The organism is Lelliottia jeotgali (assembly GCF_016771845.1).
Lineage (GTDB): Bacteria > Pseudomonadota > Gammaproteobacteria > Enterobacterales > Enterobacteriaceae > Enterobacter > Enterobacter jeotgali.
The window spans coordinates 90,567-113,729 of the sequence record NZ_JAENMQ010000003.1; the positions used below are offsets into that span (position 1 = coordinate 90,567).

At 57.8% G+C, this 23,163-nt stretch carries 21 protein-coding genes; 10 read left to right on the forward strand and 11 right to left on the reverse strand.

Going from position 1 to position 23,163, the window contains the following annotated elements:
* Window positions 1–125: 125 nt before the first annotated feature.
* The 5 genes from astE to astC are packed head-to-tail and all read right to left on the reverse strand — an operon-like array spanning window position 126 to window position 6,148.
* The gene (gene astE, locus JBO43_RS09225) at window positions 126–1,091 is read right to left on the reverse strand and encodes a succinylglutamate desuccinylase (protein ID WP_202674159.1); all 966 of its coding nucleotides are present in this window, start codon (window positions 1,089–1,091) and stop codon (window positions 126–128) included.
* A gap of 9 nt (window positions 1,092–1,100) precedes the next feature.
* Window positions 1,101–2,426, reverse strand: a complete 1,326-nt coding sequence (gene astB, locus JBO43_RS09230) for an N-succinylarginine dihydrolase (RefSeq protein ID WP_202674160.1) — start codon at window positions 2,424–2,426, stop codon at window positions 1,101–1,103.
* Window positions 2,413–3,900 carry a succinylglutamate-semialdehyde dehydrogenase gene (gene astD, locus JBO43_RS09235; RefSeq protein ID WP_202674161.1) on the reverse strand — a complete coding sequence of 496 codons (1,488 nt, stop codon included), beginning with the start codon at window positions 3,898–3,900 and terminating at the stop codon, window positions 2,413–2,415. Before astD ends, astB begins: the two co-directional genes overlap by 14 nt.
* On the reverse strand, window positions 3,897–4,931 hold the full coding sequence (astA, locus tag JBO43_RS09240) for an arginine N-succinyltransferase (RefSeq protein WP_202674162.1): 1,035 nt from the start codon (window positions 4,929–4,931) through the stop codon (window positions 3,897–3,899). The genes astD and astA overlap by 4 nt, the downstream gene beginning before the upstream one ends.
* Window positions 4,928–6,148 (reverse strand): succinylornithine/acetylornithine transaminase, encoded by a 1,221-nt coding sequence (gene astC, locus JBO43_RS09245; RefSeq protein WP_095281689.1) that lies wholly within the window; start codon window positions 6,146–6,148, stop codon window positions 4,928–4,930. Before astC ends, astA begins: the two co-directional genes overlap by 4 nt.
* Before the next feature lie 433 nt (window positions 6,149–6,581).
* On the opposite strand from astC, the gene xthA reads away from it, so the two are divergent.
* From xthA to JBO43_RS09275, 6 genes are all read left to right on the forward strand, one after another.
* The gene (gene xthA, locus JBO43_RS09250) at window positions 6,582–7,388 is read left to right on the forward strand and encodes an exodeoxyribonuclease III (protein ID WP_095284245.1); all 807 of its coding nucleotides are present in this window, start codon (window positions 6,582–6,584) and stop codon (window positions 7,386–7,388) included.
* 6 nt (window positions 7,389–7,394) lie between these two features.
* Window positions 7,395–8,075 carry a TVP38/TMEM64 family protein gene (locus tag JBO43_RS09255; protein WP_202674163.1) on the forward strand — a complete coding sequence of 227 codons (681 nt, stop codon included), beginning with the start codon at window positions 7,395–7,397 and terminating at the stop codon, window positions 8,073–8,075.
* Between the two features lie 21 nt (window positions 8,076–8,096).
* Window positions 8,097–9,260, forward strand: a complete 1,164-nt coding sequence (locus JBO43_RS09260; RefSeq protein WP_331251893.1) for an ABC transporter substrate-binding protein — start codon at window positions 8,097–8,099, stop codon at window positions 9,258–9,260.
* Entirely contained in the window at window positions 9,233–10,768 is a 1,536-nt protein-coding gene (locus JBO43_RS09265; protein ID WP_202674165.1) for an ABC transporter permease family protein, read from the forward strand. Before JBO43_RS09260 ends, JBO43_RS09265 begins: the two co-directional genes overlap by 28 nt.
* Window positions 10,768–11,385 (forward strand): ABC transporter ATP-binding protein, encoded by a 618-nt coding sequence (locus JBO43_RS09270; RefSeq protein ID WP_103947568.1) that lies wholly within the window; start codon window positions 10,768–10,770, stop codon window positions 11,383–11,385. Before JBO43_RS09265 ends, JBO43_RS09270 begins: the two co-directional genes overlap by 1 nt.
* A gap of 77 nt (window positions 11,386–11,462) precedes the next feature.
* Entirely contained in the window at window positions 11,463–12,764 is a 1,302-nt protein-coding gene (locus JBO43_RS09275; protein ID WP_202674166.1) for a sulfurtransferase, read from the forward strand.
* Here JBO43_RS09275 and JBO43_RS09280 read toward each other — a convergent pair.
* Both JBO43_RS09280 and JBO43_RS09285 read right to left on the reverse strand, forming a co-directional pair.
* Window positions 12,761–13,378 carry a CDP-alcohol phosphatidyltransferase family protein gene (locus tag JBO43_RS09280; protein WP_202674167.1) on the reverse strand — a complete coding sequence of 206 codons (618 nt, stop codon included), beginning with the start codon at window positions 13,376–13,378 and terminating at the stop codon, window positions 12,761–12,763. The two genes, JBO43_RS09275 and JBO43_RS09280, sit on opposite strands and share 4 nt — an antisense overlap.
* Window positions 13,371–13,940 carry a carboxymuconolactone decarboxylase family protein gene (locus tag JBO43_RS09285; RefSeq protein WP_095281682.1) on the reverse strand — a complete coding sequence of 190 codons (570 nt, stop codon included), beginning with the start codon at window positions 13,938–13,940 and terminating at the stop codon, window positions 13,371–13,373. Before JBO43_RS09285 ends, JBO43_RS09280 begins: the two co-directional genes overlap by 8 nt.
* Window positions 13,941–14,015: 75 nt before the next feature.
* On the opposite strand from JBO43_RS09285, the gene JBO43_RS09290 reads away from it, so the two are divergent.
* A complete protein-coding gene (locus tag JBO43_RS09290; RefSeq protein ID WP_269154270.1) occupies window positions 14,016–14,432 on the forward strand; it encodes a pyrimidine (deoxy)nucleoside triphosphate diphosphatase in 417 nt (138 codons plus the stop codon).
* Here the strand turns inward: JBO43_RS09290 and JBO43_RS09295 are convergent.
* Window positions 14,392–14,664 carry a YnjH family protein gene (locus tag JBO43_RS09295; protein WP_095281680.1) on the reverse strand — a complete coding sequence of 91 codons (273 nt, stop codon included), beginning with the start codon at window positions 14,662–14,664 and terminating at the stop codon, window positions 14,392–14,394. The genes JBO43_RS09290 and JBO43_RS09295 overlap by 41 nt on opposite strands.
* 235 nt (window positions 14,665–14,899) lie before the next feature.
* On the opposite strand from JBO43_RS09295, the gene gdhA reads away from it, so the two are divergent.
* Entirely contained in the window at window positions 14,900–16,243 is a 1,344-nt protein-coding gene (gene gdhA, locus JBO43_RS09300; protein WP_202674168.1) for an NADP-specific glutamate dehydrogenase, read from the forward strand.
* A 192-nt stretch (window positions 16,244–16,435) separates the two neighbouring features.
* Here gdhA and JBO43_RS09305 read toward each other — a convergent pair whose 3' ends face one another.
* The 3 genes from JBO43_RS09305 to JBO43_RS09315 form a co-directional block, all read right to left on the reverse strand.
* The gene (locus tag JBO43_RS09305; RefSeq protein ID WP_103948566.1) at window positions 16,436–18,343 is read right to left on the reverse strand and encodes a DNA topoisomerase III; all 1,908 of its coding nucleotides are present in this window, start codon (window positions 18,341–18,343) and stop codon (window positions 16,436–16,438) included.
* Between the two features lie 4 nt (window positions 18,344–18,347).
* Window positions 18,348–19,391 carry a selenide, water dikinase SelD gene (gene selD, locus JBO43_RS09310; protein ID WP_202674169.1) on the reverse strand — a complete coding sequence of 348 codons (1,044 nt, stop codon included), beginning with the start codon at window positions 19,389–19,391 and terminating at the stop codon, window positions 18,348–18,350.
* Between the two features lie 115 nt (window positions 19,392–19,506).
* Window positions 19,507–20,058, reverse strand: a complete 552-nt coding sequence (locus tag JBO43_RS09315; protein ID WP_095281675.1) for an NAD(P)H nitroreductase — start codon at window positions 20,056–20,058, stop codon at window positions 19,507–19,509.
* Between the two features lie 167 nt (window positions 20,059–20,225).
* Here JBO43_RS09315 and sppA point away from each other — a divergent pair, with 167 nt between their 5' ends.
* Window positions 20,226–22,082 carry a signal peptide peptidase SppA gene (gene sppA, locus JBO43_RS09320; RefSeq protein WP_202674170.1) on the forward strand — a complete coding sequence of 619 codons (1,857 nt, stop codon included), beginning with the start codon at window positions 20,226–20,228 and terminating at the stop codon, window positions 22,080–22,082.
* Window positions 22,083–22,142: 60 nt separating this feature from the next.
* On the forward strand, window positions 22,143–23,159 hold the full coding sequence (ansA, locus tag JBO43_RS09325) for an asparaginase (RefSeq protein WP_095281673.1): 1,017 nt from the start codon (window positions 22,143–22,145) through the stop codon (window positions 23,157–23,159).
* Window positions 23,160–23,163 lie beyond the last annotated feature (4 nt).

Sequence of the window (23,163 nt, forward strand, 5' to 3'; positions counted from 1 at the left end):
TTATGAAGAAGTATAGCGAAGTGCAGATTAATAATAAAGCAGTTAACCAGGAATAATCTGTAAATTTTATGTGACCGGCGTAATAGATAATTTCCCTCCCGCGAAACAGAGAGGGAAATTCCGCTTCAGGTTATTTTTTCGAGCATCAATCCCGCCCGTAAGCCGAACGCTACCGACGGGTTAGGGAATAACACATACTCCGTCGTTTTCTGCACCTCGTAACGCTCCTCTCCGTCTTCAGCCAGCAAAATCCCATGTCGGAACGGCGTGAAGTTCAGAGTGTGCGCCGCCATATGCAACCGGAACGCCTCGCTGCGACGGGTGATCTGCTGCACCACCCGATAGCGCTCAACGGGTTCCGTATGTGCTTCAGGCTCGTTGCCAGAAAGCAACGCCCTCAGCGCCAGATGCGTCGGCGCAAAACGCGTCAAATCGTTGTGACCAAACGGTAACGCTTTGCCTAGCTCCAGCGTGCAGGCCAGCGCGCCGAAATGTTCGCAGGTAAAGTGAGTAAAGGTTCCGCCCGGTGACTGATGGAACACCAGCGCCTCCAGTCCCGCGTCGCCCAACCAGTGCAGGAAGCTTTCATCCCACGGCTGCTCGCGCTGCGGCAGAACGCCAAAGCGAACATGATACGAGGCGCGAATTGCCGTATGCAGATCCAGATGCCAGCGATCCTCTCCGGCTGCCGCATAGAAATCGCTGACCGCCTTTTCCAGCACGAGCACACGTTCAGTTTCTTCGCACGGCGCAAACTGCGCGGCACGCCCACCAAACATCCGATTGATGTCGCTGTTCAGATAGCGCTTGTTGTTCGCCAGTGCCACAGGATTCCCAAGTACCACCAGCACGCGGCAGCGCAATGGAATATCCCCGCGAAACAGCGCACGAAGCAGCAAATCGGCAATCTCGACCGGCGCGGTTTCATTCCCATGTACGCCCGCCGAAAGCACCAGAGAACGCGTGCTCTCCTCGAAAGGCGTCAGTTCGAGCAGCCCGTGTCCCCGCCATTGCCAGCGAAACGTCGCACCTTCACCCTCTGTTTCAACAGGTGTTTCGTCCGCCAGGGTCAGCGCCAGTAAATTCTCCATACCCTCTCCTTAGCGCTGGAACGGATAAACCGATCCCAGTTGCAGGATCGTCGTCAGAGCGTCCAGCGCTTCACGACCTTCGCGCAAAAGCTGCGGGTCGACCAAATCGGCCTGCGTCAACTGGTCGCGATAATAACGATCCACCCAGTTATTCAGCGTGTTAAACAACGTGTCATTCATCATTACCGCCGAATTCACCGCCTGCATTTCGGCTTGCGTCAGCACCACGCGCAGACGCAAACAGGCCGGTCCACCGCCGTTAGCCATACTTTCCCGCAGATCGAACACCTTCAGTTCGCTGATTGGGTTATCTGCTTTCACCAGTTCGCTCAAGTATCGCCACACGCCCTGATGATTTTGCGACTCCTGCGGCAGCACCAGCATCATGCTGCCGTCGTCACGGCTCAAAAGCTGGCTATTAAAGAGGTAGGTTTCGACCGCATCCTGCACGCTGACGGCGTGCGTTGGCACCTGAATCGGCGTAAATCCCGGCACGCGTTCGGCCAGATTCGCCAGCAATTTATCCTGCTGAGCAAACGCCTGTTCGTGACAGAACAGCACCTGGCGGTTCGACACGGCGATCACGTCGTTGTGGAACACGCCCTGATCGATAACATTTGGATTCTGCTGAGCAAAAACCACCTGCCCAGGATTAACCTGATTAAGCCGCGCCACCGCCTGGCTTGCCGCCAGCGTCTGCCGCGCCGGGTAACGCACGGGCGCATTGTGCCCGCTCTCGTCGCGTCCGTAGACAAACAGCTGTGTCGCCGGGTCGCCATAGTTGCCACCCAGACGGTTATGGTTCGCTGCCCCTTCATCGCCAAACATCGCGACCTGCGGAAGCGCCTCGTGAACGCTAAACCGTTCTGCGTTGTTGAAAATCGCACGCAGCACGCGCTCGGTGGTCACCGCCTCAGTCGCACGATGGAATTTGTTATTCAGGTTCGCGACGGTGAGATGCACTTTGCCATCCAGCGTATCCGCCGAAGGGGCAACGGTGGCCGCATTAGCGACCCACATGGACGAGGCAGAACTGGCTGCCGACAGCAGGTGCGGCACCTGCGTTCCGGCTTTTTCTACCACCTGTTCGTCGCTACCGCTAAACCCGAGCTGGCGCAAAACCTCAACGTTCGGGCGCTCCTGCGGCGGGATCACCGCCTGCGGGAAACCGGCATCCGCCAGGGCTTTCATCTTTTGCAGGCCCTGCTTCGCCGCCAGTTTCGGATTGGAAATCTGGAAGCGGTGCTTCGTTGAGGCTTCATTGCCAAACGACAGCCCGGCATAGTGGTGAGTCAGCCCCACCAGCCCGTCAAAGTTGACCTCATGCGCTTTCATGACGATCCCCTTGCGTAAAATCGAGCCCCGGATTGAGACTTTCCGGCAGGGTCAGAGCAGGCGTTTCGAGGCTCGCCATCGGCCACGCGCAGTAATCCGCCGCATACCAGGCGCTGGCACGATGGTTGCCCGAGGCGCCCACGCCACCGAACGGCGCGGTACTTGCCGCACCGGTCAGCGGTTTGTTCCAGTTGACAATCCCGGCGCGCGCTTCAATCAGCAGCGTGTCGAACTTCTCACGGTCCGGGGAGATCAGCCCGCTCGACAGGCCGTAGCGGGTGTTGTTCGCCATCGCAATGGCTTGATCGAAATCGTCGTAACGCCAGACGCAGAGCAGTGGCCCGAAGGTCTCTTCATCCGGGACATTGCTCGCCCCGCTCATCTCCACAATCCCCGGCGCCAACAGCGACGTCCCCGATTGGACAAGCTTCGGCTCCAGCAGGCTTTTCCCGCCGCGCGCCACGTGTTCATGCCAGGCCTTAACCACGTTGCTCGCCGCCTGTTCAGAAATCAGTCCGCCGATAAACGGCTGCGGATCGGCGTCCCATGCGTCGGGAACCAGACGCGCACTCACTTCCACTAACCGCGCCAGGAACGCATCGCCCTGTGCTCCGCGCTTGACCAGCAGACGGCGCGCGCAGGTGCAGCGCTGTCCGGCAGTGACAAACGCCGACTGGATGGTCAGATGCACGGCGGCGTCGATATCGTCCACGTTGTCGACAATCAGCGGGTTGTTGCCGCCCATCTCCAGCGCCAAAATTTTCTCCGGCTGCCCCGCCAGCTGGCGATGCAGCTGATAACCCGTGCCTGCGCTACCGGTAAACAGCAGTCCGTCGATATCACTCAATGCGCTCAGCGCCTGACCGGTTTCGCGTCCACCCTGCACCAGGTTCAGCACGCCCGGCGGCAGACCGGCCTGCTCCCACAGTTTGACTACCGCCTCGCCGCTCCACGGCGTCAGCTCGCTCGGTTTGAAAATCACGGTATTGCCCGCCAGCAGCGCAGGCACAATGTGGCCGTTCGGCAGATGGCCAGGGAAGTTATATGGGCCAAACACCGCCAGCACGCCATGCGGGCGGTGACGCAAGGTCGCCGCGCCGTCGGCCATATCCGTGCGTTGCTCGCCGGTGCGGGTGTGGTAGGCCTTCACCGAAATGGCGATTTTGTTGATCATCGCCGTGATTTCGGTCGCCGCTTCCCAGCGCGGTTTACCGGTTTCGCGGGCGATAATGCTGGTCAGCTCGACTTTGTTGGCTTCCAGCAACGTCGCAAATTTCTCAACCACCGCCTGACGCAGACTAAACGGCTGTTTCGCCCACGCCGGGAATGCGGCACGCGCCGCTTTACACGCCTGTTCCACCTGCGCGGCGCTGGCATCGGTTCCGGCCCACAGCGCTTCTTTACCTACCGGATTGGTTTTCTCGCGGCGTTCGCCTTCGCCCGTCACCCAGTCGCCATTAATCCATAAACTCATGCTGTTTTCTCCTCGGGGCAGAGTCGCACCAGGCGAACCGTGTCGCCTGCGCTACATTTCAGGGCATCCAGCTGGGCTGCGGTCAGCACCAGACGTTCACATTTTGGATTCGCGCGGATCAGCATGGCGCGAAAATGGTCGTATTGTTCATTCGCCACCAGACAGGCCGGCCATTCACCTGGCGCTGGCTGCCCTTCGGCGACCGTCACCAGGCGGCTTTTGCGGATCGCACGCACGCGATCGATATCGCACTCCAGCGTCGGGCCGCCATCAAAAATATCGACGTAATTACGGTAGCGGAAACCCTCTTTCTCCAGCACCGCACGCGCCGGGGCGGTTTGCGGATGGACTTCACCAATCACCGCCTGCGCTTCGGGGCTAAGGAAATCGGTATAAATTGGATGTTTCGGCATCAGCTCGGCGATAAACGCCTTCTGCCCGGTGCCGCACAGATAGTCCGCACGGCTGAACTCCATCGAGAAGAAGCGCTCGCCGAGGCTTTCCCAGAATGGGGAGTAGCCTTTGTCGTCGATCACGCCGCGCATCTCTGCCACCACTTTTTCGTTAAAGCGATCGCGGAAGGCGGCCATAAACATAAAGCGCGATTTAGAGAGCAAGTAGCCGTTGCCCTCTTTGCGCCATTCAGGATCGAGGAACAGTGTGCAAAGCTCGCTGCTGCCGGTGTGATCGTTGCTGAGAGAGAGCGTCGGCAGCGCGTTGTAGATGTTCAGCTCCTTCGAGGCGTGAACCAGCGTGCCGACCCGGTAGTTGTACCAGGGTTCGTTGAGGCCGACCGCCACTTCGATGGCGCAAATTCCGGCCACGGTTCCTGTGTCAGTATCTTCCAGAACAAAGACGTATCCCTGTTCGCTTTTCGGCACCGTCCCAAGCCATGTGTTAATGGCGCGCTCAATACGCGCCGACAGCGTTTTTTCGTCGGCAGGAAGCGAGGTCAGCCCGCCTCCCGTCTTACCGGCAAGCTGCATGAGTCCGGCAAGATCGCCGCGCTCAACGGGACGGATGACCATCATGATGACACCCCGGATTTCACCTGTTCACAGGCCAGCGCAAAGCGGTCTAATCCGGTGGTGACTTCTTCTTCACTGACCACCAACGCGGGGGCAAATCGCACCACGTTGGCGCCCGCGATGAGCACCATCACACCCGCTTTTGCTGCTTCCTGTGAAATAAGTTTAGCTTTTCCGGCAAATTCAGCCGTCAGTTCGCAGCCAATTAACAGCCCCAGACCGCGAATTTCTTTGAACATGCCGACCTTGCTGTTGATCGCATTCAGGCGCTCAACAAACCAGTCGTGACGCTGCTTCACGCCGTTCAGCACTTCTGGCGTGTTGATAATATCCAGCACCTGTCCGGCGACCGCCGAGGCCAGCGGGTTACCGCCGTAAGTGGTGCCGTGGGTGCCGACGACCATCACGCTGGCGCATTTGTTGGTGGTCAGCATTGCGCCTATCGGGAAGCCGCCGCCCAACGCTTTCGCCGTCGACAGCACGTCAGGCGTGACGCCGTAGTGCATGTAGGCATACAGCTCGCCGGTGCGACCCACGCCGGTCTGGACTTCATCAAAGATCAGCAGCGCGTTGTGCTGATCGCACAGCTCGCGCAGACCTTGCAGGAAGGCTTTCTCCGCCGGGACCACACCGCCCTCGCCCTGCATCGGCTCGACGATCACCGCACAGGTATTGTCGTTAATCAGCTCTTTAGCGGATTGCAGATCGTTAAACACCGCGTGACGAATATCCGGCGGTAACGGGGCGAAATCCTGCGAATAGGCCGGTTGTCCACCGGCGCTGACGGTAAACAGCGTGCGTCCGTGGAAGGCATTTTTGAAGGCCACAATTCCGCTTTTCTGCGCGCCGAAGTGGTCGTGAGCATATTTACGCGCCAGCTTCAGGGCCGCTTCGTTGGCCTCCGCGCCAGAGTTACAGAAGAAGATTTTTTCGGCAAAGGTGGCGTCGATCAGCTTTTTCGCCAGCCGCAGCGCAGGCTCGTTGGTGTAGCCGTTTCCGGTGTGCCAGAACTTCGCCGCCTGATCGTTCAGCGCCTGGCGCAGCGCCGGGTGTGCGTGTCCCAGCGCGTTCACCGCAATCCCGCCCGCAAAGTCGATATACTCTTTGCCTGCTTGATCCCACAGGCGTGAGCCCTCCCCGCGTACCGGAATAAAAGCCGCCGGAGCGTAAACCGGCATCATCCATTCATCAAAATTTTCACGCGTAATTGACAGAGACATAGCGACCTCATCCGGTAAATAATAAGTTGTTTAAATGTTAAATAATTGAGTGTTTGCACTGTGAATGTAGATTGCAGAGTTCGTGCCAGCCAGCGATAAAAATGCATAAACGGGATGAGGTGACAGAATATCAACATGTTAGGACATGGAGTTATTCACTGTTAGTGCATAATAAGTGAATATTTTTACCACAAGCGGCGGTTGGCGGGACGAAAACGAGAAATATTATGCACAGGCAAAATATAATTCTGGAATTGTGATCGCTGGCGAAATTTATCGACCGTTTACGCCCTGTTTGAGGGCAAGGCGCGTCGAAATGGTGCAAAAATTGCACCAATGGGACGATCTGTTGCAGTTATTGGCCGAACCCGATAACAGGCGGCGCAAATTCTGCTACCATCCATGCACTATTCACCTTGCATTGGCAGCGACTATGAAATTTGTCTCTTTTAATATCAACGGCCTGCGCGCCCGCCCTCACCAACTGGAAGCGATTGTCGAACAACATCAACCAGACGTGATCGGCCTGCAGGAGACAAAAGTTCACGACGATATGTTCCCCCTCGAAGATGTTGCGAAGCTGGGTTACAACGTCTTTTATCACGGGCAGAAAGGCCATTACGGCGTCGCGCTGTTAACGAAAGAGACGCCGGTCTCCGTGCGTCGCGGCTTCCCAGGCGATGACGACGACTCACAGCGTCGCATTATCATGGCGGAAATCCCTTCACCTATTGGCAATATTACGGTGATCAACGGTTATTTCCCGCAGGGGGAGAGCCGCGACCATCCGACCAAATTCCCGGCGAAAGCCAAGTTCTACCAGGATCTGCAAGATTATCTGAACACCGAGTTGAACAAAGACAATCCGGTGCTGATTATGGGCGACGTGAATATCAGCCCAACGGATCTGGATATCGGCATCGGGGAAGACAGCCGCAAACGCTGGCTGCGCACCGGTAAATGCTCCTTCTTGCCGGAAGAGCGCGAGTGGATGGACAGACTGAAGGGTTGGGGTCTGGTGGATACCTTCCGCAGCGCAAACCCGGATACACAGGATCGTTTCTCGTGGTTTGATTACCGTTCCAAAGGTTTTGACGACAACCGTGGTCTGCGCATCGACCTGCTGCTGGCAAGCCAACCGCTGGCTGAGCGCTGCATCGAAACCGGAATCGATTACGACATTCGCAGCATGGAAAAGCCGTCCGATCACGCGCCGGTTTGGGCGAAATTCAAACTGTAATTACCGGTGAAAACGCAAAAAATCCTCTTCCTGTGCGCCCTGTTGGGCGCATTTGCTTTGCTTATCGCGCTCCTGCCACCGGGCTTTCTCTCTCTCGAATCACTCCGATCGCACCGGCTGATGCTGGTTGATTACGTCCATCGCGCCCCGGTGCAAAGTGCCGCCCTCTATTTCGCCCTGTATGTGCTGGTGTCTGCCTTTTCGATTCCCGGCGCGGCGCTGTTGACGCTGCTGGGCGGAGCGCTGTTCAGCTTCTGGGAAGGGATGGTACTGGTGTCGTTCGCTTCCACGCTGGGAGCAACGCTGGCGATGCTTGCCAGCCGCTATGTGCTGCGCGAATGGGTACAACGCCGCTTCGTTAAACCGATGCGGACGGTGAACGAAGGCGTGGCGCGCGACGGCGCATTTTATCTGTTTGCCCTGCGCCTGATGCCGGTGTTCCCGTTCTTTTTGGTTAATCTGCTTTCAGGATTAACGTCTATTGGCGTAGCGCGCTACTGGTGGGTTAGCCAGCTGGCGATGCTGCCTGCGACGGTGATTTTCCTCAACGCCGGGCGCGAACTGGGGGAGTTGACGTCCCTGCGCGATATTCTGTCGCCGGGAATGCTTATCGCCTTTACACTATTAGGGCTATTGCCGCTGGTCACCCGCTGGCTCTTCACTCGTTTTTCCCCTTCATCTCATTAACAGGGAGGCATTATGCGCCGTGTGCGTTCTTGCATGTTTCTGACCGGGCTGCTGCTGGCAACCCCGGCCCTCGCCGCCAGTGACTGGCAGACTATTCAACAGCAAGCCAAAGGTCAGACGGTCTGGTTTAACGCCTGGGGCGGTGACCCTGCGGTGAATCGGTATCTCGACTGGGTGAGCGAGGAGATGAAAACTCACTACGCGATTAACCTGAAAATTGTGCATCTGGCTGACGCCGCCGATGCGGTGAAACGTATCCAGACCGAATTTCAGGCCGGACGCACGACCAAAGGTTCAGTCGATTTGCTGTGGGTCAATGGCGAGAACTTCCGCACGTTAAAAGAGGCGAATCGGCTGCAAACGGGCTGGGCGCAAATGCTGCCAAACTGGCAGTATGTCGATACCACCAAACCGGTAACCGAAGATTTTGCCATCGCCACTGACGGCGCAGAATCCCCGTGGGGCGCGGCGCAGCTGACCTTTATTGCCCGCAAATCTACGCTCTCAGCGTCACTGCGCGATCCTGCTACCCTGCTCGACTACGCAAAACAACATCCAGGCAAAGTGACTTATCCGCGCCCGCCTGATTTTACCGGCACTGCGTTTGTGGAACAGCTCCTGCTGAACCTGACAACAACGCCGGATGCGCTGAAAACTGCGCCCGACCCGCACACCTTTAACGCCGTCACCGCCCCGCTGTGGCGTTATCTGGATCAGCTTCACCCGCAACTCTGGCGCGAAGGCAAAGATTTCCCGCCGTCACCCGCGCGCATGGACGCCCTGCTCGCCAGCGGCAATCTGAATCTCTCCCTGACCTTTAATCCGGCGCACGCACAGCAAAAAGTCGCCAGCGGTGAACTGCCTGCTGACACTTTCAGCTTCGGCTTTGCCGACGGAACGATTGGGAATGTGCATTTCGTGGCGATCCCGGCCAACAGCAGCGTCAGCGCGGGGGCCAAAGTGGTTGCCAATTTCCTGCTCTCACCCGATGCGCAAATTCGCAAAGCTGACCCAAAAATCTGGGGAGATCCGAGCGTGCTGGACCCGCAAAAATTGCCTGCTGAACAGGCCAGCGCACTGCGCCAGTTTATTCCGGCGGGCTTACCGACCATGCAGCCTGAGCCGCACGCGGCTTGGGTGAACGCCCTGGAGCAGGAATGGTTGCGTCGCTACGGCACCCGCTAGGCTGGCTGGTGTGGCTGGCGATAGTCGCCATTTACGCGCCGCTGTTCCCCGCCACCGTGATGCTGTTGGAACCGGCGTTATCCGTCGCCGGATGGCAATCCCTGTTTAGCGATCCGCAACTGCCCCAGGCGCTGCTCGCCACCCTGGTCTCCACGGCAATCGCCACCGTCGGTTCGCTGTTTATCGCCCTCTGCATTGTGGCGGCGCTGTGGCCCGGAAAGCGCTGGCAGCAGATGAACGCCCGTCTGCCGTGGCTGTTGGCCGTCCCGCACGTCGCGTTCGCCACCAGCGTGCTGCTGCTCTTCGCAGAAGGCGGCGCGTTTTATCAGCTTTGCAGCGCCTGTTCGCCTCTGTTGGATCGCTACGGAATCGGCCTCGGCCTGACGCTTGCGGTTAAAGAGAGCGCCTTTGTGCTGTGGGCGATCTACGCCGTGCTGCCGGAAAAGACGCTGGCGCAGAAAATGGTGGTGCTGCAAACCCTCGGCTATTCGCGCCTTCAGGGGCTGCTGTGGCTGGTGTTGCCGACAATTGCTCCGGCGCTGGGTGCAGTGATGCTGGCGGTCATCGCCTGGTCGTTGTCGGTGGTGGATGTCGCGATAATTCTCGGACCGGGCAACCCGCCAACGCTCGCGGTGCTGGCCTGGCAGTGGCTCAGCCAGGGCGATGTGGATCAGCACATCAAGGGGACATTGCTGTGTCTGGTTTTACTTTTGCTGCTGGCTCTTTTTACCGGCGCTAGTTACGGGTTGTGGAAACTTTGGCGGCCTTCTGTTCCTGCGGTTTCCGGTCAGCGCCACGTCGCCGGGCCTCCAGTTACTGGAACCACTTTTAGCTGGCTGCTGCCGCTCAGCGGGCTGATATGCGCCGTGGTGCTGCTCCTGCTGGCAAAACAGAGTGATTTTGACGTTGTACCGTTCAACGTCAGCCTCTCTTTCGCCCTGATGTCGGCACTGATTGCGCTGGGCACTGTCCTGCTGTGGCTGGAGTGGGGGCCATCGCGCGGCACACTCTGCTTATGGTTGCCGCTGGCATTGCCCGCCCTGCCGCTGGTGTCCGGGCAGTACAGTCTGGCATTGTCTCTTGGCTTTGACGGGAGCTATTCTGCGGTGCTGTGGGGACATCTGCTGTGGGTGCTGCCGTGGACGCTTCTGGTGTTACAACCCGCCTGGCGCAGGCTCGATCCTCGACTTATTTTGATCGCCAAAACCCTCGGAATGCATCGAGGTAAAATATTCTGGCGCATCAAATGTCCGCTGCTGGTGCGCCCTATTCTGATCGCTTTTGCCACCGGGTTTTCGGTGAGCATGGCGCAATACATGCCGACGCTGTGGCTCGGGGCCGGGCGTTTCGCCACGCTCACCACGGAAGCCGTGGCGCTTAGCAGCGGTGGCAGTAGCGCCATACTTGCGGGACGCGCGCTGTGGTTGCTGGCCCTGACTGCGGCAGCATTTGCCCTCGCGGCAGGATTATCCCGCCTCGCAGGCCTCTATCGACAAGGGCTACGCTGATGTTGACCGTCAAAAATCTTACTCTTAGACCGCTTCTGCGCGAGGTGAATTTCAGCGTTGAACGCGGCGAAATCCTCACCCTGATGGGGCCTTCGGGCAGCGGAAAATCGAGTCTGTTTGCGTGGATGGTCGGCGCACTGTCCACCGATTTTCACGCGCAGGGCGAGCTGTGGCTCGACGATGAGCGTCTGGATGCGCGCCCGGTCGAAAAACGGGGGATTGGGATTTTGTTCCAGGACGCGCTGCTGTTCGATCACTTTAGCGTCGGACAAAATCTGATGCTGGCGCTCCCGGCGCACGTTCGAACGGCGCGGCGTGAGCAGGTTGAACAGGCTCTGGCAAGTGCAGGTATGGAGGGGTTTTATGCCAGCGATCCGGCGACGCTGTCGGGCGGTGAGCGCGCTCGCATCAGTCTGCTCCGCGCCCTGCTGGCGCAACCGCAGGCGCTGCTGCTGGACGAACCCTTTAGTCGCCTGGATAAGAAACTGCGGGAAACATTCAGAACCTGGGTGTTCGGACAAGTTCACGCACTCAATATCCCGGTGGTACTGGTGACGCACGATGAAGACGATATTCCGGCGGATGGCCGGGTAATTCAGCTCGCCGGGTGGCAATAAACCCTGTGCTAACGCAAGGAATTCTGTTTAGGGGAAGACGAAAATGACGCACCTTTTATTTCACGTCAGGTTCTTCGATGAAACGTGTTTCTCAACTGACCGCGCTGGCACTTTGTCTTGCCAGTTTCTCCACTTTCGCCGCTGATATGGCCTCTTCTGTGACGCTGGCCCAGCTGCAACAGCAGCATGGCGCGGTAATCGACACCCGTGCCAGCGCCTTCTATAACGGCTGGCCGCAAACGCTGTCCGGCACCTCCGGGCATGAACCCGCCGCCCTGAACCTGTCAGCCAACTGGCTGAAAATCATGAGCGATGAGCAGCTCGCCGACTGGGCCAAACAACATAATCTCGCGCCGGCTTCCGCCATCGGCCTGTACGGCAGCGATGCGGATAACCAGGCGGTGAAAGCACGCCTCGCCAAAGCCGGGTATCAGCACGTTTCCACCCTGGGCGATGCGCTGCAAAATGCCGATCGTCTGCAGCGCCTGCCGCATTTCGAACAGCTGGTGTATCCCGAGTGGCTGCATCAGTTGATGCAGGGCAAAAAAGTCGCTGCCGCTCCTGCAGGCGATTATAAAATTATCGAAGCTGCCTGGGGGGCACCAAAATTCTATCTGCTGAACCACATCCCGGGCGCAGGCTATATCGATACCAACGACGTGGAAAGCGAGCCGCTGTGGAATAAAGTTTCTGACGACAAACTGAAAGCGCTGCTGGCAAAACAAGGTATTCGCCACGACACCACCGTGATTCTGTATGGTCGCGACGTGTATGCCGCGGCGCGTGTGGCGCAGATTATGCTCTACGCGGGAGTGAAAGATGTGCGTCTTCTGGATGGCGGCTGGAAAACCTGGTCCGACGCCGATCTGCCGGTCGAGCGCGGAATGCCAGCGAAAGTGACACCAGCCAATGATTTCGGCACACCGATTCCAGGCCAGCCGCAGCTGATGGTGGATATGGAACAGGCGCGCGGGATGCTGCATCGCAAAGACGCGTCGCTGGTGAGCATTCGTTCATGGCCGGAATTCACCGGCGAAACCAGCGGCTACAGCTACATCAAGCCAAAAGGTGAAATTGCGGGCGCACGCTGGGGCCATGCGGGCAGCGATGCCACCCATATGGAAGATTTCCACAACCCGGACGGCACCATGCGCAGCGCCGATGATATCGCCGCGATGTGGAAAGAATGGAATATTCTGCCCGATCAGCACGTCGCCTTCTACTGCGGCACCGGCTGGCGCGCGTCAGAAACCTTCATGTACGCGCGTGCGATGGGCTGGAAAAACGTCTCGGTCTATGACGGCGGGTGGTACGAATGGAGCAGCCACCCAAGTAACCCGATCACCACCGGTCCGTTGACGCCGGAAAGCACCCTTTAAGGTTTGATCGCTTTCAGGGTCTGATACCCGCTGCAGATGCGCGTTGTGGTGGTGAGCCAGCACAACGCGCCAAAGATCCAGGCGAATAGCGTAAAGTGCGCCGGAAACAGGCAGCACAGCACGAACAACGCGATGGTCTCCGTCCCCTCCGTTAATCCCCCGATGTAATAAAACGACTTATGCGCATAGCCTGGGTTATCAATATCGTGCTTTGCAGCCAGCGCTGCAAAGGCCAGAAAACTGCTGCCGGTGCCGATAAACGCAAACAGTAGCCAGGCGGCGGCCAGCGCGTTTTCCAGCGGTGCGGCGAGTGCAAAACCAAACGGCACCAGGGCATAAAACAGAAAATCGAGTGCGATATCGAGAAATCCGCCCGCGTCCGATAATCCGCGACGCCTGGCCAGAGCGCCGTCCAGCCCGTCGAATAAGCGATTCAGTATAATGGCGACCAGCGCGGCGACATACCAGCCCAACGCCAGAAAAGGCAGGGCCAGTACGCCGATAGCAAAACCTGCCAGCGTCATGCCGTCGGCGCTGATGTACGGCTTATCAATCAGCGCCACCAAGCGGTTGAGCGCAGGTTTAAGGCGAGGATGAAGATGACGATCAAACATGCGGTTTTCCTTTGGATGCGTCGCAAAGGCCCTGGGATGGGATCTCCAGCGCGGCGTTAAAACGCGCCGAGAGATTCTGAAACGCAATCAAGGCCGTCATTTCGGTGATGTGTTCATCGCTGTAATAGCGCTTCAATTCGGTTTTGATTGCATCTGTGACCTGCGGCGGCGTGGCGGTCACTGCTTCGGCGTAATCCAACGCGGCACGATCCTCCGGGCTGAACAGCGCAGACTCTCGCCAGTCGCTCACCGCCTGAACCTTATCCAGCGCGCCGCAGCGTTCGGCCAGACGCAGGCTGTTGGCGTCAATACAAAACGCGCAGTGACAGAGCTGCGAAATGCGGGTCATCAGCAGCGCACGCAACTTAGGTTCCAGTCGTGCATTTTTGCGTTCCAGAAAACCGACAAACAGCGCCACCAGCCAGAAAAGACGCGGCATTCTTCCCCACCAGCGGGTGGGATTGAGCACCACACCGAAGTGTTTTTTCTGCATTGCTGCAATGGGCTTTAGGCTAGCGGGGATGGATTTTACGGGCTGGACCCAGGCGGATGTTTCTTTCACCGAACGCTCCTGATGGCTGGACTCTTTGCAAGTCGACGATAATATGTCGTTTTTAAACTGCAATTATTGACGACCATGCTGAAAACTCTCGATGTTGTTGCCGCCATCCTTGAAAAAGAAGGCAAAATTCTTCTCGCCCAGCGCCCTGCACAAGCGGATCAACCTGGAATGTGGGAGTTCGCTGGCGGTAAAGTTGAAGCCGATGAAACGCAGCCCGAGGCGCTGTCCCGCGAGCTGCGCGAAGAGTTAGGGATAGAAGCGCAGCCGACGCAGTACGTTGCCAGCCATCAGCGGGAAGTCTCCGGGCGGCTGATTCATCTGCACGCCTGGTACGTCCCGACCTTCAGCGGCGAGCCGACCGCGCACTATCACAGCAATCTGGTGTGGTGTACGCCGCAGGAGGCGTTCGCGTATGATCTCGCGCCCGCCGATATTCCGCTGCTGGAAGCCTTTATCCTTTTACGCGCCGCCAGACCAGCGGATTCGTGCTGATGGTTTTCTCATCGCGCTGACACTGAAGCAGCACGCCGTCGGCTTTCACCACTGCCCCTTCCGAATAGTTCTGATCCTGATAGATGCAGCACTGATTGCAGGGCTGCGCGCGCTGACCACTGGAGCTGAAGACTTCAGGCGGTACGTTAACTTCGACGTCCGGGCGAATGCGGTCGGCCTGAGCCCCTGCGGATAAAAGAGCAAACAGCGCGGTAATCACGTAACGGTTCATAGACGTCTCTTCCTGTTGTGTCCTGATAATGACTATAACGGCTCTTCAGCGTTGAACCTTTAATTTCTCGCGTCATCGTTTTTAGTTATGACGCAGGGCCGCTGATTAATTTCACTTTCATGACCAATTTTCCCTTGCCTCGCAAAGCGGAACGGGTGGTATAGTCGAAAACGACCACAAATCACCCACACAACACACAAAATTAGAAAAATTTTTATAAGAGGTTCTTATATCTATGGATCAGACACGCTCTCTGGAATCGTTTCTTACCCACGTTCAACAGCGCGACCCGCATCAGAGCGAGTTTGCCCAGGCCGTTCGGGAAGTCATGACCACCCTTTGGCCTTTCCTTGAAGAAAACCCGCGTTATCGTCAGATGTCCCTGCTTGAACGCCTGGTTGAACCCGAACGTGTGATTCAGTTCCGCGTGGTGTGGGTGGACGACAAAAATCAGGTGCAGGTGAACCGCGCGTGGCGCGTCCAGTTCAGTTCCGCGATTGGTCCGTTCAAAGGCGGAATGCGCTTCCACCCTTCCGTGAACCTGTCGATCCTGAAGTTCCTCGGCTTTGAGCAGACCTTTAAAAACGCGCTGACCACCCTGCCAATGGGCGGCGGTAAAGGCGGCAGCGATTTCGACCCGAAAGGCAAAAGCGAAGGCGAAGTGATGCGTTTCTGCCAGGCGCTGATGACGGAGTTGTATCGCCATCTCGGCCCGGACACCGATGTGCCTGCGGGCGATATCGGCGTGGGCGGACGCGAAGTCGGGTTTATGGCCGGGATGATGAAAAAACTTTCTAACAACAGCGCCTGCGTGTTTACCGGGAAAGGGCTGTCATTTGGCGGGAGTCTGATCCGCCCGGAAGCGACGGGTTACGGCCTGGTGTACTTCACCGAAGCGATGTTAAAACGTCACGGCCTGGGCTTCGAAGGAATGCGCGTGGCGGTGTCGGGCTCCGGCAACGTGGCGCAATATGCTATCGAAAAAGCAATGCAATTTGGCGCACGCGTGGTGACGGCGTCGGACTCCAGCGGCACGGTGGTGGACGAAGCGGGCTTTACAGCCGAAAAACTGGCGCGCCTGTGCGAAATCAAAGCCAGCCGCGACGGTCGCGTAGCGGATTACGCGCGCGAATTTGGCCTGACCTATCTGGAAGGCAAGCAGCCGTGGGCGGTGCCGGTGGATATCGCCCTGCCGTGCGCAACGCAGAACGAACTGGATGTGGACGCTGCCCGCTTGCTTATCAAAAACGGCGTGAAAGCGGTGGCGGAAGGGGCGAATATGCCGACCACGATCGAAGCAACAGATCTGTTCCTCGAAGCAGGTGTGTTGTTCGCACCGGGTAAAGCAGCGAACGCCGGTGGCGTGGCAACGTCAGGGCTGGAGATGGCGCAAAACGCCGCGCGTCTGGGCTGGAAAGCCGAGAAAGTGGATGCGCGTTTGCATCACATCATGCTGGATATTCATCATTCGTGTGTGGAGTACGGTGGTGAAGCGGAGCAAACCAACTACGTGCGCGGCGCGAATATCGCCGGATTCGTGAAAGTGGCCGATGCGATGATTGGGCAAGGGGTGGTTTAAGCCGCACCATCGTGTGTTGCCGGGTGGCGGCTTCGCCTTACCCGGCCTACGTGCGTGGTGTTGTAGGCCCGGTAAGCGCAGCGCCACCGGGCGTTTTTCAGGCCGCACAACCATTGCCGGGTGACGGCTCCGCCTTACCCGGCCTGCGTTCATGGTGTTGTAGGCCCGGTAAGCCCAGCGCTACCGGGCGTTTTAGGCCGCACTCTTCTTCTTAAACTTTTTCCTGGCGTCACCGCCGCCCGGTGCCACCATCCCTCTGAACGATTTCACCGGCGTATTGCGCGCCTGGTTAATCAACTCAAATAGCGTCCCCACCAGCGGCTGCATAAAGTCCTGATAGCGGCACTGCTTCTCGCTGATTTGCGTCAGGATCGACTCCCAGTGCGCCGTCATATCCGGTCGCGCAGCCAGTTCCGGCAGGGAGTGAATCAACGCCCGCCCCGGATCGGTCGAATGGATATAGCGCCCTTTTTTAATCAGGAAACCACGCTTAAACAGCAGCTCGATAATTCCCGCGCGCGTCGCTTCGGTGCCTAATCCGTCGGTCGCACGGAGGATCTTTTTCAGATCTTTGTCCTGCACAAAACGGGCAATTCCGGTCATCGCCGAAAGCAACGTGGCGTCGGTAAAGTGGCGCGGCGGCTGGGTTTGTCGCTCGATCACTTCACCCTTTTCACACAGCAGTTCGTCGTCTTTTGCGACCACTGGCAGCGGCGTGCCGTCGTTTTCTTCGTCGCGCTCTTTATTCCCGAGCAGCGTGCGCCAGCCCGCTTCCGCCAGGAAACGCGCTTTAGCAACGAATTTGCCTTTGGCGATCTCCAGCTCAATCACACATTTGCGGAATACCGCATCCGGGCAGAATTGCATCAGATACTGACGCGCCACCAGGTTATAGATCTTCGCTTCGTTCTCGCTGAGATTAACGTTGCTGGCGCGCGCCGTCGGGATAATCGCATGGTGCGCGTCGACTTTTTTGTCATCCCAGCAGCGGTTGCGGGTGTCCGGGTTCACGGCGGGCTGCGGGAGCAGGTCCGGCGCGTGAACGCCAATCGCATTCAGCACCGCGTGGCGCCCGGCGAAATGCTCTTCCGGCAGGTAACGGCTGTCTGAACGCGGATAGGTAATCAGCTTGTGGGTTTCGTACAGTTTTTGACAGATATCGAGCACGTTCTGCGCACTCATGCCGAAGCGTTTACCGGCCTCAATCTGCAACGCAGAGAGAGAAAACGGCAGCGGTGCGGGTTCTGATTCCCGTTTATCGTTATAGCTGGTGACTATTGCCGGCTGGCCGCCGATACGGTTGACCACATGATCCGCCAGCGGACGATGCAGCAGTCTACCCTCTTCATCCTGGTACGATTCGCAGGCATCGCTCGGCTGCCAGGTGGCGGTAAAACGTTCGTCTTTCGGAGTGACGATATGCGCTTTCACCTCGAAGAAATCTTTCGCCACGAAGTTTTCGATCTCTTCATCGCGGCGTACCACCAGCCCAAGCACTGGCGTCTGGACGCGCCCGACGGAGAGCACGCCCTGATAACCGGCGTTACGTCCCAGAATCGTGTAAGCACGTGTCATGTTAATGCCGTACAGCCAGTCGGCGCGGGCTCGCGCGAGGGCCGAAACGCACAGCGGGATAAATTCGCTGTTGGCGCGCAGACGCGTAATCGCACGCTCCACCGCCTGCGGGTTGAGATCGTTGATCAGGCAGCGCTGAACCTGCTGACGCTTTTCCGGCGCCAGTTCGAGGTAGTCGAGCACCTCGTCCACCAGAAGTTGCCCTTCCCTGTCCGGGTCACCCGCGTGAACCACTTCTTCGGCATCGTGGAGAAAACGTTTGATGACGTTAAGCTGTTTGGTGACGGAGGGACGCGGCTGCAGTTTCCACTTTTCCGGCACGATCGGCAGATCGTTGAGATTCCAGCGCGCGTAACGGCTGTCGTAGACATCCGGCTGCGCCTGTTCGAGCAGGTGACCGATACACCAGGTGACCACCTGTCCGTTTCCGCATTCGATAAAGCCGTCGCCCTTGCGATGCGGCTTGGGCAGCACATCGGCAATCGCACGGGCCAGGCTCGGCTTTTCCGCAATAAACAAACGCATCGAATTAACGGATCTCAATCATCGGACGACCGCCGCGCGCGCTGACCAGCTCGCCAATGGCGCTCAGGTTGATGCCGTATTCGGCGGCAGTGGCTTTGACTTCAGCTTCCGCGTCAGGGGTAACGGCCAGCAGCAGACCGCCGGAGGTTTGCGGATCGCACAGCAGATCGCGCCACTCTGTCGGCATGTCGCCCATCAGATGACCGTAGCTGGCAAAGTTACGCTGCGTACCGCCCGGCACCGCGCCCTGCGCAATGTACTCTTCCACGCCAGGTAGTTTTGGAATGTCCTGATACCAGACCTGCGCCTGAACGCCGGCACCCTGGCAGACTTCGCTCAGGTGACCGAGCAGACCAAAACCGGTGACGTCGGTCATCGCTTTGACGCCGTCGATATTGGCAAATGCCGCGCCCGCCAGGTTCATCTGGCACATCACTTCCGTGGCGAGGCCGATATGTTCTGGCTTAAGCAGGGATTTTTTCTCCGCAGTCGTGAGCACACCAATCCCCAGCGGTTTGGTGAGGAAAAGTTTGCAGCCTTCCTGCGCGGTACTGTTGCGCTTCACGCGCTCGGTCGGCACCACGCCGGTGACGGCGAGGCCGAAGATCGGTTCTGGCGCGTCGATGGAGTGTCCACCCGCCAGCGCGATGCCCGCCTGCTGGCAGGCAAAGCGACCGCCTTCGATCACTTCGCGCGCAATTTCTGGTGGAATAGTGTTGATTGGCCAGCCGAGAATGGCGATTGCCATAATCGGTTTACCGCCCATCGCGAAGATGTCGCTGATGGCGTTGGTCGCCGCGATACGCCCGAAATCAAACGGGTTATCGACAATCGGCATAAAGAAGTCAGTGGTGCTGATGATGCTGGTGCCATTACCTAAATCGTACACTGCCGCATCGTCACGCGTTTCGTTGCCGACAAGCAGGTTCGGGTCGACAAACTTCGCCTGTTCGCTGTGCAGGATGGTTTCCAGCACTTTAGGGGAAATTTTACAACCGCAACCCGCTCCGTGGCTGTATTGCGTTAAACGAATGGTTTGCTCGCTCATGGACATCTCCTGTCATTGCAATCGCGCTATGGTAGCGCTCATTCCGTGATGAGGTAAGTATGACTGTCTGAATTATGCGACGCTTGCTCATAATCCAGACAGTTTAGCGTGATTATCAGAAACGGGTGACGAACGGAGCGGTGTCTGGCGTTGAGATTGTGGTCGAGGCTTTCAGCTGCGGCGTGCCTAAATAGAGGAAGCCGACGATTTTATCGTGCTCTGCGCAGGAGAATCCTTCACGCACCACCGGGCTGTCGGTCAGCGGGCCGGTGCGCCAGACGCCGTTAAAGCCCTGGGCGACGGCAGCCATTTGCATCGCCATCACCGCGCAGCCTGCGGACATTTCTTGCTCCCAGACCGGTACTTTATGCTCAGGCTGGCATTTTGCCACCACCGCAATGATCATCGGCGCGCGAAACGGCGCATTGCGCGCTTTATCAATCGCCTTTTCATCCTGTTCGGCGGCCATCGCGCCATTCTCAAGCAAGGTGCTGAAACGGTCGCGACCAGCGCCCTCAATAATAAAGAAGTGCCACGGCGTCAAAGTACCGTGATCCGGCGCGCGCATACCGGCGCGCAGAATGTTTTCCAGCTGTTCGCCCGCAGGCGCAGGTTCCGCCAGACGTGAAGCGCTACGACGGTTAACAAGCAGTTCGAGTGCGTCCATTGTTTAACTCCTGTCTTGAAATTTATTCACAAAATTAACACGAGAGCAGAATTTGTTACAGCGCAGTGGGCGATTCCTGCTGACAAGTGGCGGTTGGGTCATTACGATAACCCCACATTGCCGTCCAGTCGCGACGGAAACGGTCATTATCTGGTTTGGGAGAATACATGCGAACCCTTTGGCGAATTTTTGCCGGTTTCTTTAAATGGACGTGGCGGTTGCTCAATTTTGTCCGCGAACTGGTGATGAATGTCTTTTTCATCTTCCTGATCCTGGTCTGCGTAGGGATCTGGTTGCATATCAGTAGCAGCAATCAGGCCCAGCATTCCGGACGCGGCGCGCTGCTGCTGGATATCACTGGTGTGATTGTCGATAAGCCTTCCACCAGCAATCGTCTGGGCGTGATTGGCCGTCAGCTGCTCGGCTCTACGTCCGATCGCATGCAGGAAAACTCCCTGTTTGATATCGTCGACGCCATTCGTCAGGCGAAGGACGATCGCAACATTACCGGGATCGTGCTGGATCTAAAAAACTTCGCCGGGGCCGACCAGCCTTCGATGCAGTACATCGGTAAAGCACTGCGCGAATTCCGCGACAGCGGCAAACCGGTGATTGCGGTCGGGGATAGCTACAGCCAGGGGCAATATTATCTGGCGAGTTTTGCCAATAAAATTTGGCTCTCCCCACAGGGCACCGTCGATCTGCACGGTTTTGCCACCAACGGTCTGTACTACAAATCGCTGCTGGATAAGCTGAAAGTCACCACCCACGTCTTCCGCGTCGGCACCTATAAATCCGCCGTTGAACCGTTTATTCGTGATGATATGTCCCCTGCCGCGCGTGAAGCGGACAGCCGCTGGATCGGCGAACTGTGGCAAAACTATCTCGCTACCGTGGCGGCCAACCGACAAATCACGCCTGAACAGGTCTTCCCTGGCGCACAGGCGATGCTGGATGGCCTGACCAAAGTCGGCGGCGATACGGCGAAATACGCGCTGGATAACAAACTGGTTGATACGCTTGGCTCCAGCGCGGAGATCGAAAAAGCGCTGACCAAACAGTTTGGCTGGAGCAAAGAAGACAAGAACTACAGCGCCATTAGCCTTTATGATTACACGCCGAAAAAACCGGATGAATCGGGCGACAGCGTGGCCGTGGTCTTCGCTAACGGCGCGATCATGGACGGGGAAGAGACGCCGGGGAACGTGGGCGGAGATACGACTGCGTCGCAGATCCGCGATGCGCGTCTGGACCCGAAAGTGAAAGCCATTGTCCTGCGAGTGAACAGCCCTGGCGGCAGCGTCAGCGCGTCGGAAGTGATCCGTGCCGAACTGGCGGCGGCGCGTGCGGCGGGCAAACCGGTGGTGGTGTCGATGGGCGGGATGGCAGCATCCGGAGGTTACTGGATTTCTACGCCAGCGAACTACATCGTGGCTAACCCAAGCACCTTAACCGGTTCTATCGGCATCTTTGGCGTGATTAACACCGTCGAAAACAGCCTCGACTATCTGGGCGTTCACACGGATGGCGTGGCAACATCGCCGCTGGCGGACGTGGCGGTGACCAAATCGTTGCCGCCGGAAGTGTCGCAGATGATGCAGCTGAGCATCGAAAACGGCTACAAGCGCTTTATCAACCTAGTGGCGGAATCCCGTAAATCCACGCCGGAACAGGTCGATAAAATTGCGCAGGGCCATGTCTGGACCGGTCAGGACGCGAAGAGCAACGGTCTGGTCGATAGCCTGGGTGACTTCGACGACGCCGTCGCCAAAGCCGCTGAGCTGGCGAAACTGAAACAGTGGCATGTGTCGTATTACCAGGATGAGCCGACGTTCGTCGATATGGTGATGAACAGCATGTCCGGCTCAGTACGCGCGATGTTGCCTGCTGCCATTCAGGCGTATCTGCCTGCGCCGGTGGCAACTGCGGCAAACATAGTGAAAGCCGAAAGCGATAAGCTCGCCGCCTTTAACGATCCGCAAAACCGTTACGCGTTCTGCCTCACCTGCGCTAACGTACGCTAAACCCCGTCCCCTCTTCTCGCGAAGGGGGGATTTTTCTTTGAAGCACAAGAATTGAAAACCATGCAGAAGAAATCGATTTATGTGGCGTATACCGGCGGTACTATCGGTATGCAGCGCTCTGAAAATGGCTATATCCCGGTTTCCGGTCATCTGCAGCGCCAGCTGGCGCTGATGCCTGAGTTTCATCGCCAGGAGATGCCGGACTTCACCATTCACGAGTACGATCCGCTGATGGATTCGTCAGATATGACGCCGGAAGACTGGCAGCATATCGCCGAAGATATCAAAGCCCATTACGACGAGTACGACGGCTTTGTGATCCTGCACGGCACCGACACGATGGCATTTACCGCCTCGGCGCTGTCGTTCATGCTGGAGAATCTGGGCAAACCGGTGATCGTTACCGGGTCGCAAATCCCGCTGGCCGAACTGCGTTCCGACGGGCAGATTAACCTGCTGAACTCCCTGTACGTGGCGGCCAATTATCCGATCAACGAAGTGTCGTTGTTCTTCAATAATCGCCTCTATCGCGGGAACCGCACCACCAAAGCCCACGCCGACGGTTTCGACGCCTTTGCGTCGCCAAATTTGCAGCCGCTGCTGGAAGCAGGCATCCATATCCGCCGTTTGGGTACACCACCTGCCCCGCACACGGCGGGCGAACTGATTGTTCATCCGATCACCCCGCAGCCAATTGGCGTGGTGACCATCTATCCGGGCATTTCTGCCGACGTGGTGCGTAACTTCCTGCGCCAGCCGGTGAAAGCACTGATCCTGCGCTCTTATGGCGTGGGCAATGCCCCGCAGAACGGCGAGTTCCTGAAAGAGCTACAGGAAGCGAGCGATCGCGGCATCCTGGTGATTAACCTGACCCAGTGCATGTCCGGCAAAGTCAATATGGGTGGTTACGCCACCGGCAACGCGCTGGCACATGCGGGCGTCATTAGCGGGTATGATATGACGGTCGAAGCCACGCTGACTAAACTTCACTACTTACTCAGCCAGAATCTGGACGTGCAATCCATGCGTGCCGCGATGATGCAAAACCTGCGCGGTGAGCTGACGCCGGACGAATAAGGAG

Coding starts and splice junctions, on each gene's coding strand:
- astA (WP_202674162.1), bottom strand. CDS start 4,931: ATGATGGTCATCCGTCCCGTTGAGCGCGGCGATCTTGCCGGACTCATG.
- JBO43_RS09265 (WP_202674165.1), top strand. CDS start 9,233: ATGGTTGCGTCGCTACGGCACCCGCTAGGCTGGCTGGTGTGGCTGGCG.
- astC (WP_095281689.1), bottom strand. CDS start 6,148: ATGTCTCTGTCAATTACGCGTGAAAATTTTGATGAATGGATGATGCCG.
- JBO43_RS09290 (WP_269154270.1), top strand. CDS start 14,016: ATGCTGAAAACTCTCGATGTTGTTGCCGCCATCCTTGAAAAAGAAGGC.
- astB (WP_202674160.1), bottom strand. CDS start 2,426: ATGAAAGCGCATGAGGTCAACTTTGACGGGCTGGTGGGGCTGACTCAC.
- astD (WP_202674161.1), bottom strand. CDS start 3,900: ATGAGTTTATGGATTAATGGCGACTGGGTGACGGGCGAAGGCGAACGC.
- JBO43_RS09280 (WP_202674167.1), bottom strand. CDS start 13,378: ATGTTTGATCGTCATCTTCATCCTCGCCTTAAACCTGCGCTCAACCGC.
- ansA (WP_095281673.1), top strand. CDS start 22,143: ATGCAGAAGAAATCGATTTATGTGGCGTATACCGGCGGTACTATCGGT.
- selD (WP_202674169.1), bottom strand. CDS start 19,391: ATGAGCGAGCAAACCATTCGTTTAACGCAATACAGCCACGGAGCGGGT.
- astE (WP_202674159.1), bottom strand. CDS start 1,091: ATGGAGAATTTACTGGCGCTGACCCTGGCGGACGAAACACCTGTTGAA.
- JBO43_RS09305 (WP_103948566.1), bottom strand. CDS start 18,343: ATGCGTTTGTTTATTGCGGAAAAGCCGAGCCTGGCCCGTGCGATTGCC.
- xthA (WP_095284245.1), top strand. CDS start 6,582: ATGAAATTTGTCTCTTTTAATATCAACGGCCTGCGCGCCCGCCCTCAC.
- JBO43_RS09315 (WP_095281675.1), bottom strand. CDS start 20,058: ATGGACGCACTCGAACTGCTTGTTAACCGTCGTAGCGCTTCACGTCTG.
- sppA (WP_202674170.1), top strand. CDS start 20,226: ATGCGAACCCTTTGGCGAATTTTTGCCGGTTTCTTTAAATGGACGTGG.
- JBO43_RS09270 (WP_103947568.1), top strand. CDS start 10,768: ATGTTGACCGTCAAAAATCTTACTCTTAGACCGCTTCTGCGCGAGGTG.
- gdhA (WP_202674168.1), top strand. CDS start 14,900: ATGGATCAGACACGCTCTCTGGAATCGTTTCTTACCCACGTTCAACAG.
- JBO43_RS09275 (WP_202674166.1), top strand. CDS start 11,463: ATGAAACGTGTTTCTCAACTGACCGCGCTGGCACTTTGTCTTGCCAGT.
- JBO43_RS09295 (WP_095281680.1), bottom strand. CDS start 14,664: ATGAACCGTTACGTGATTACCGCGCTGTTTGCTCTTTTATCCGCAGGG.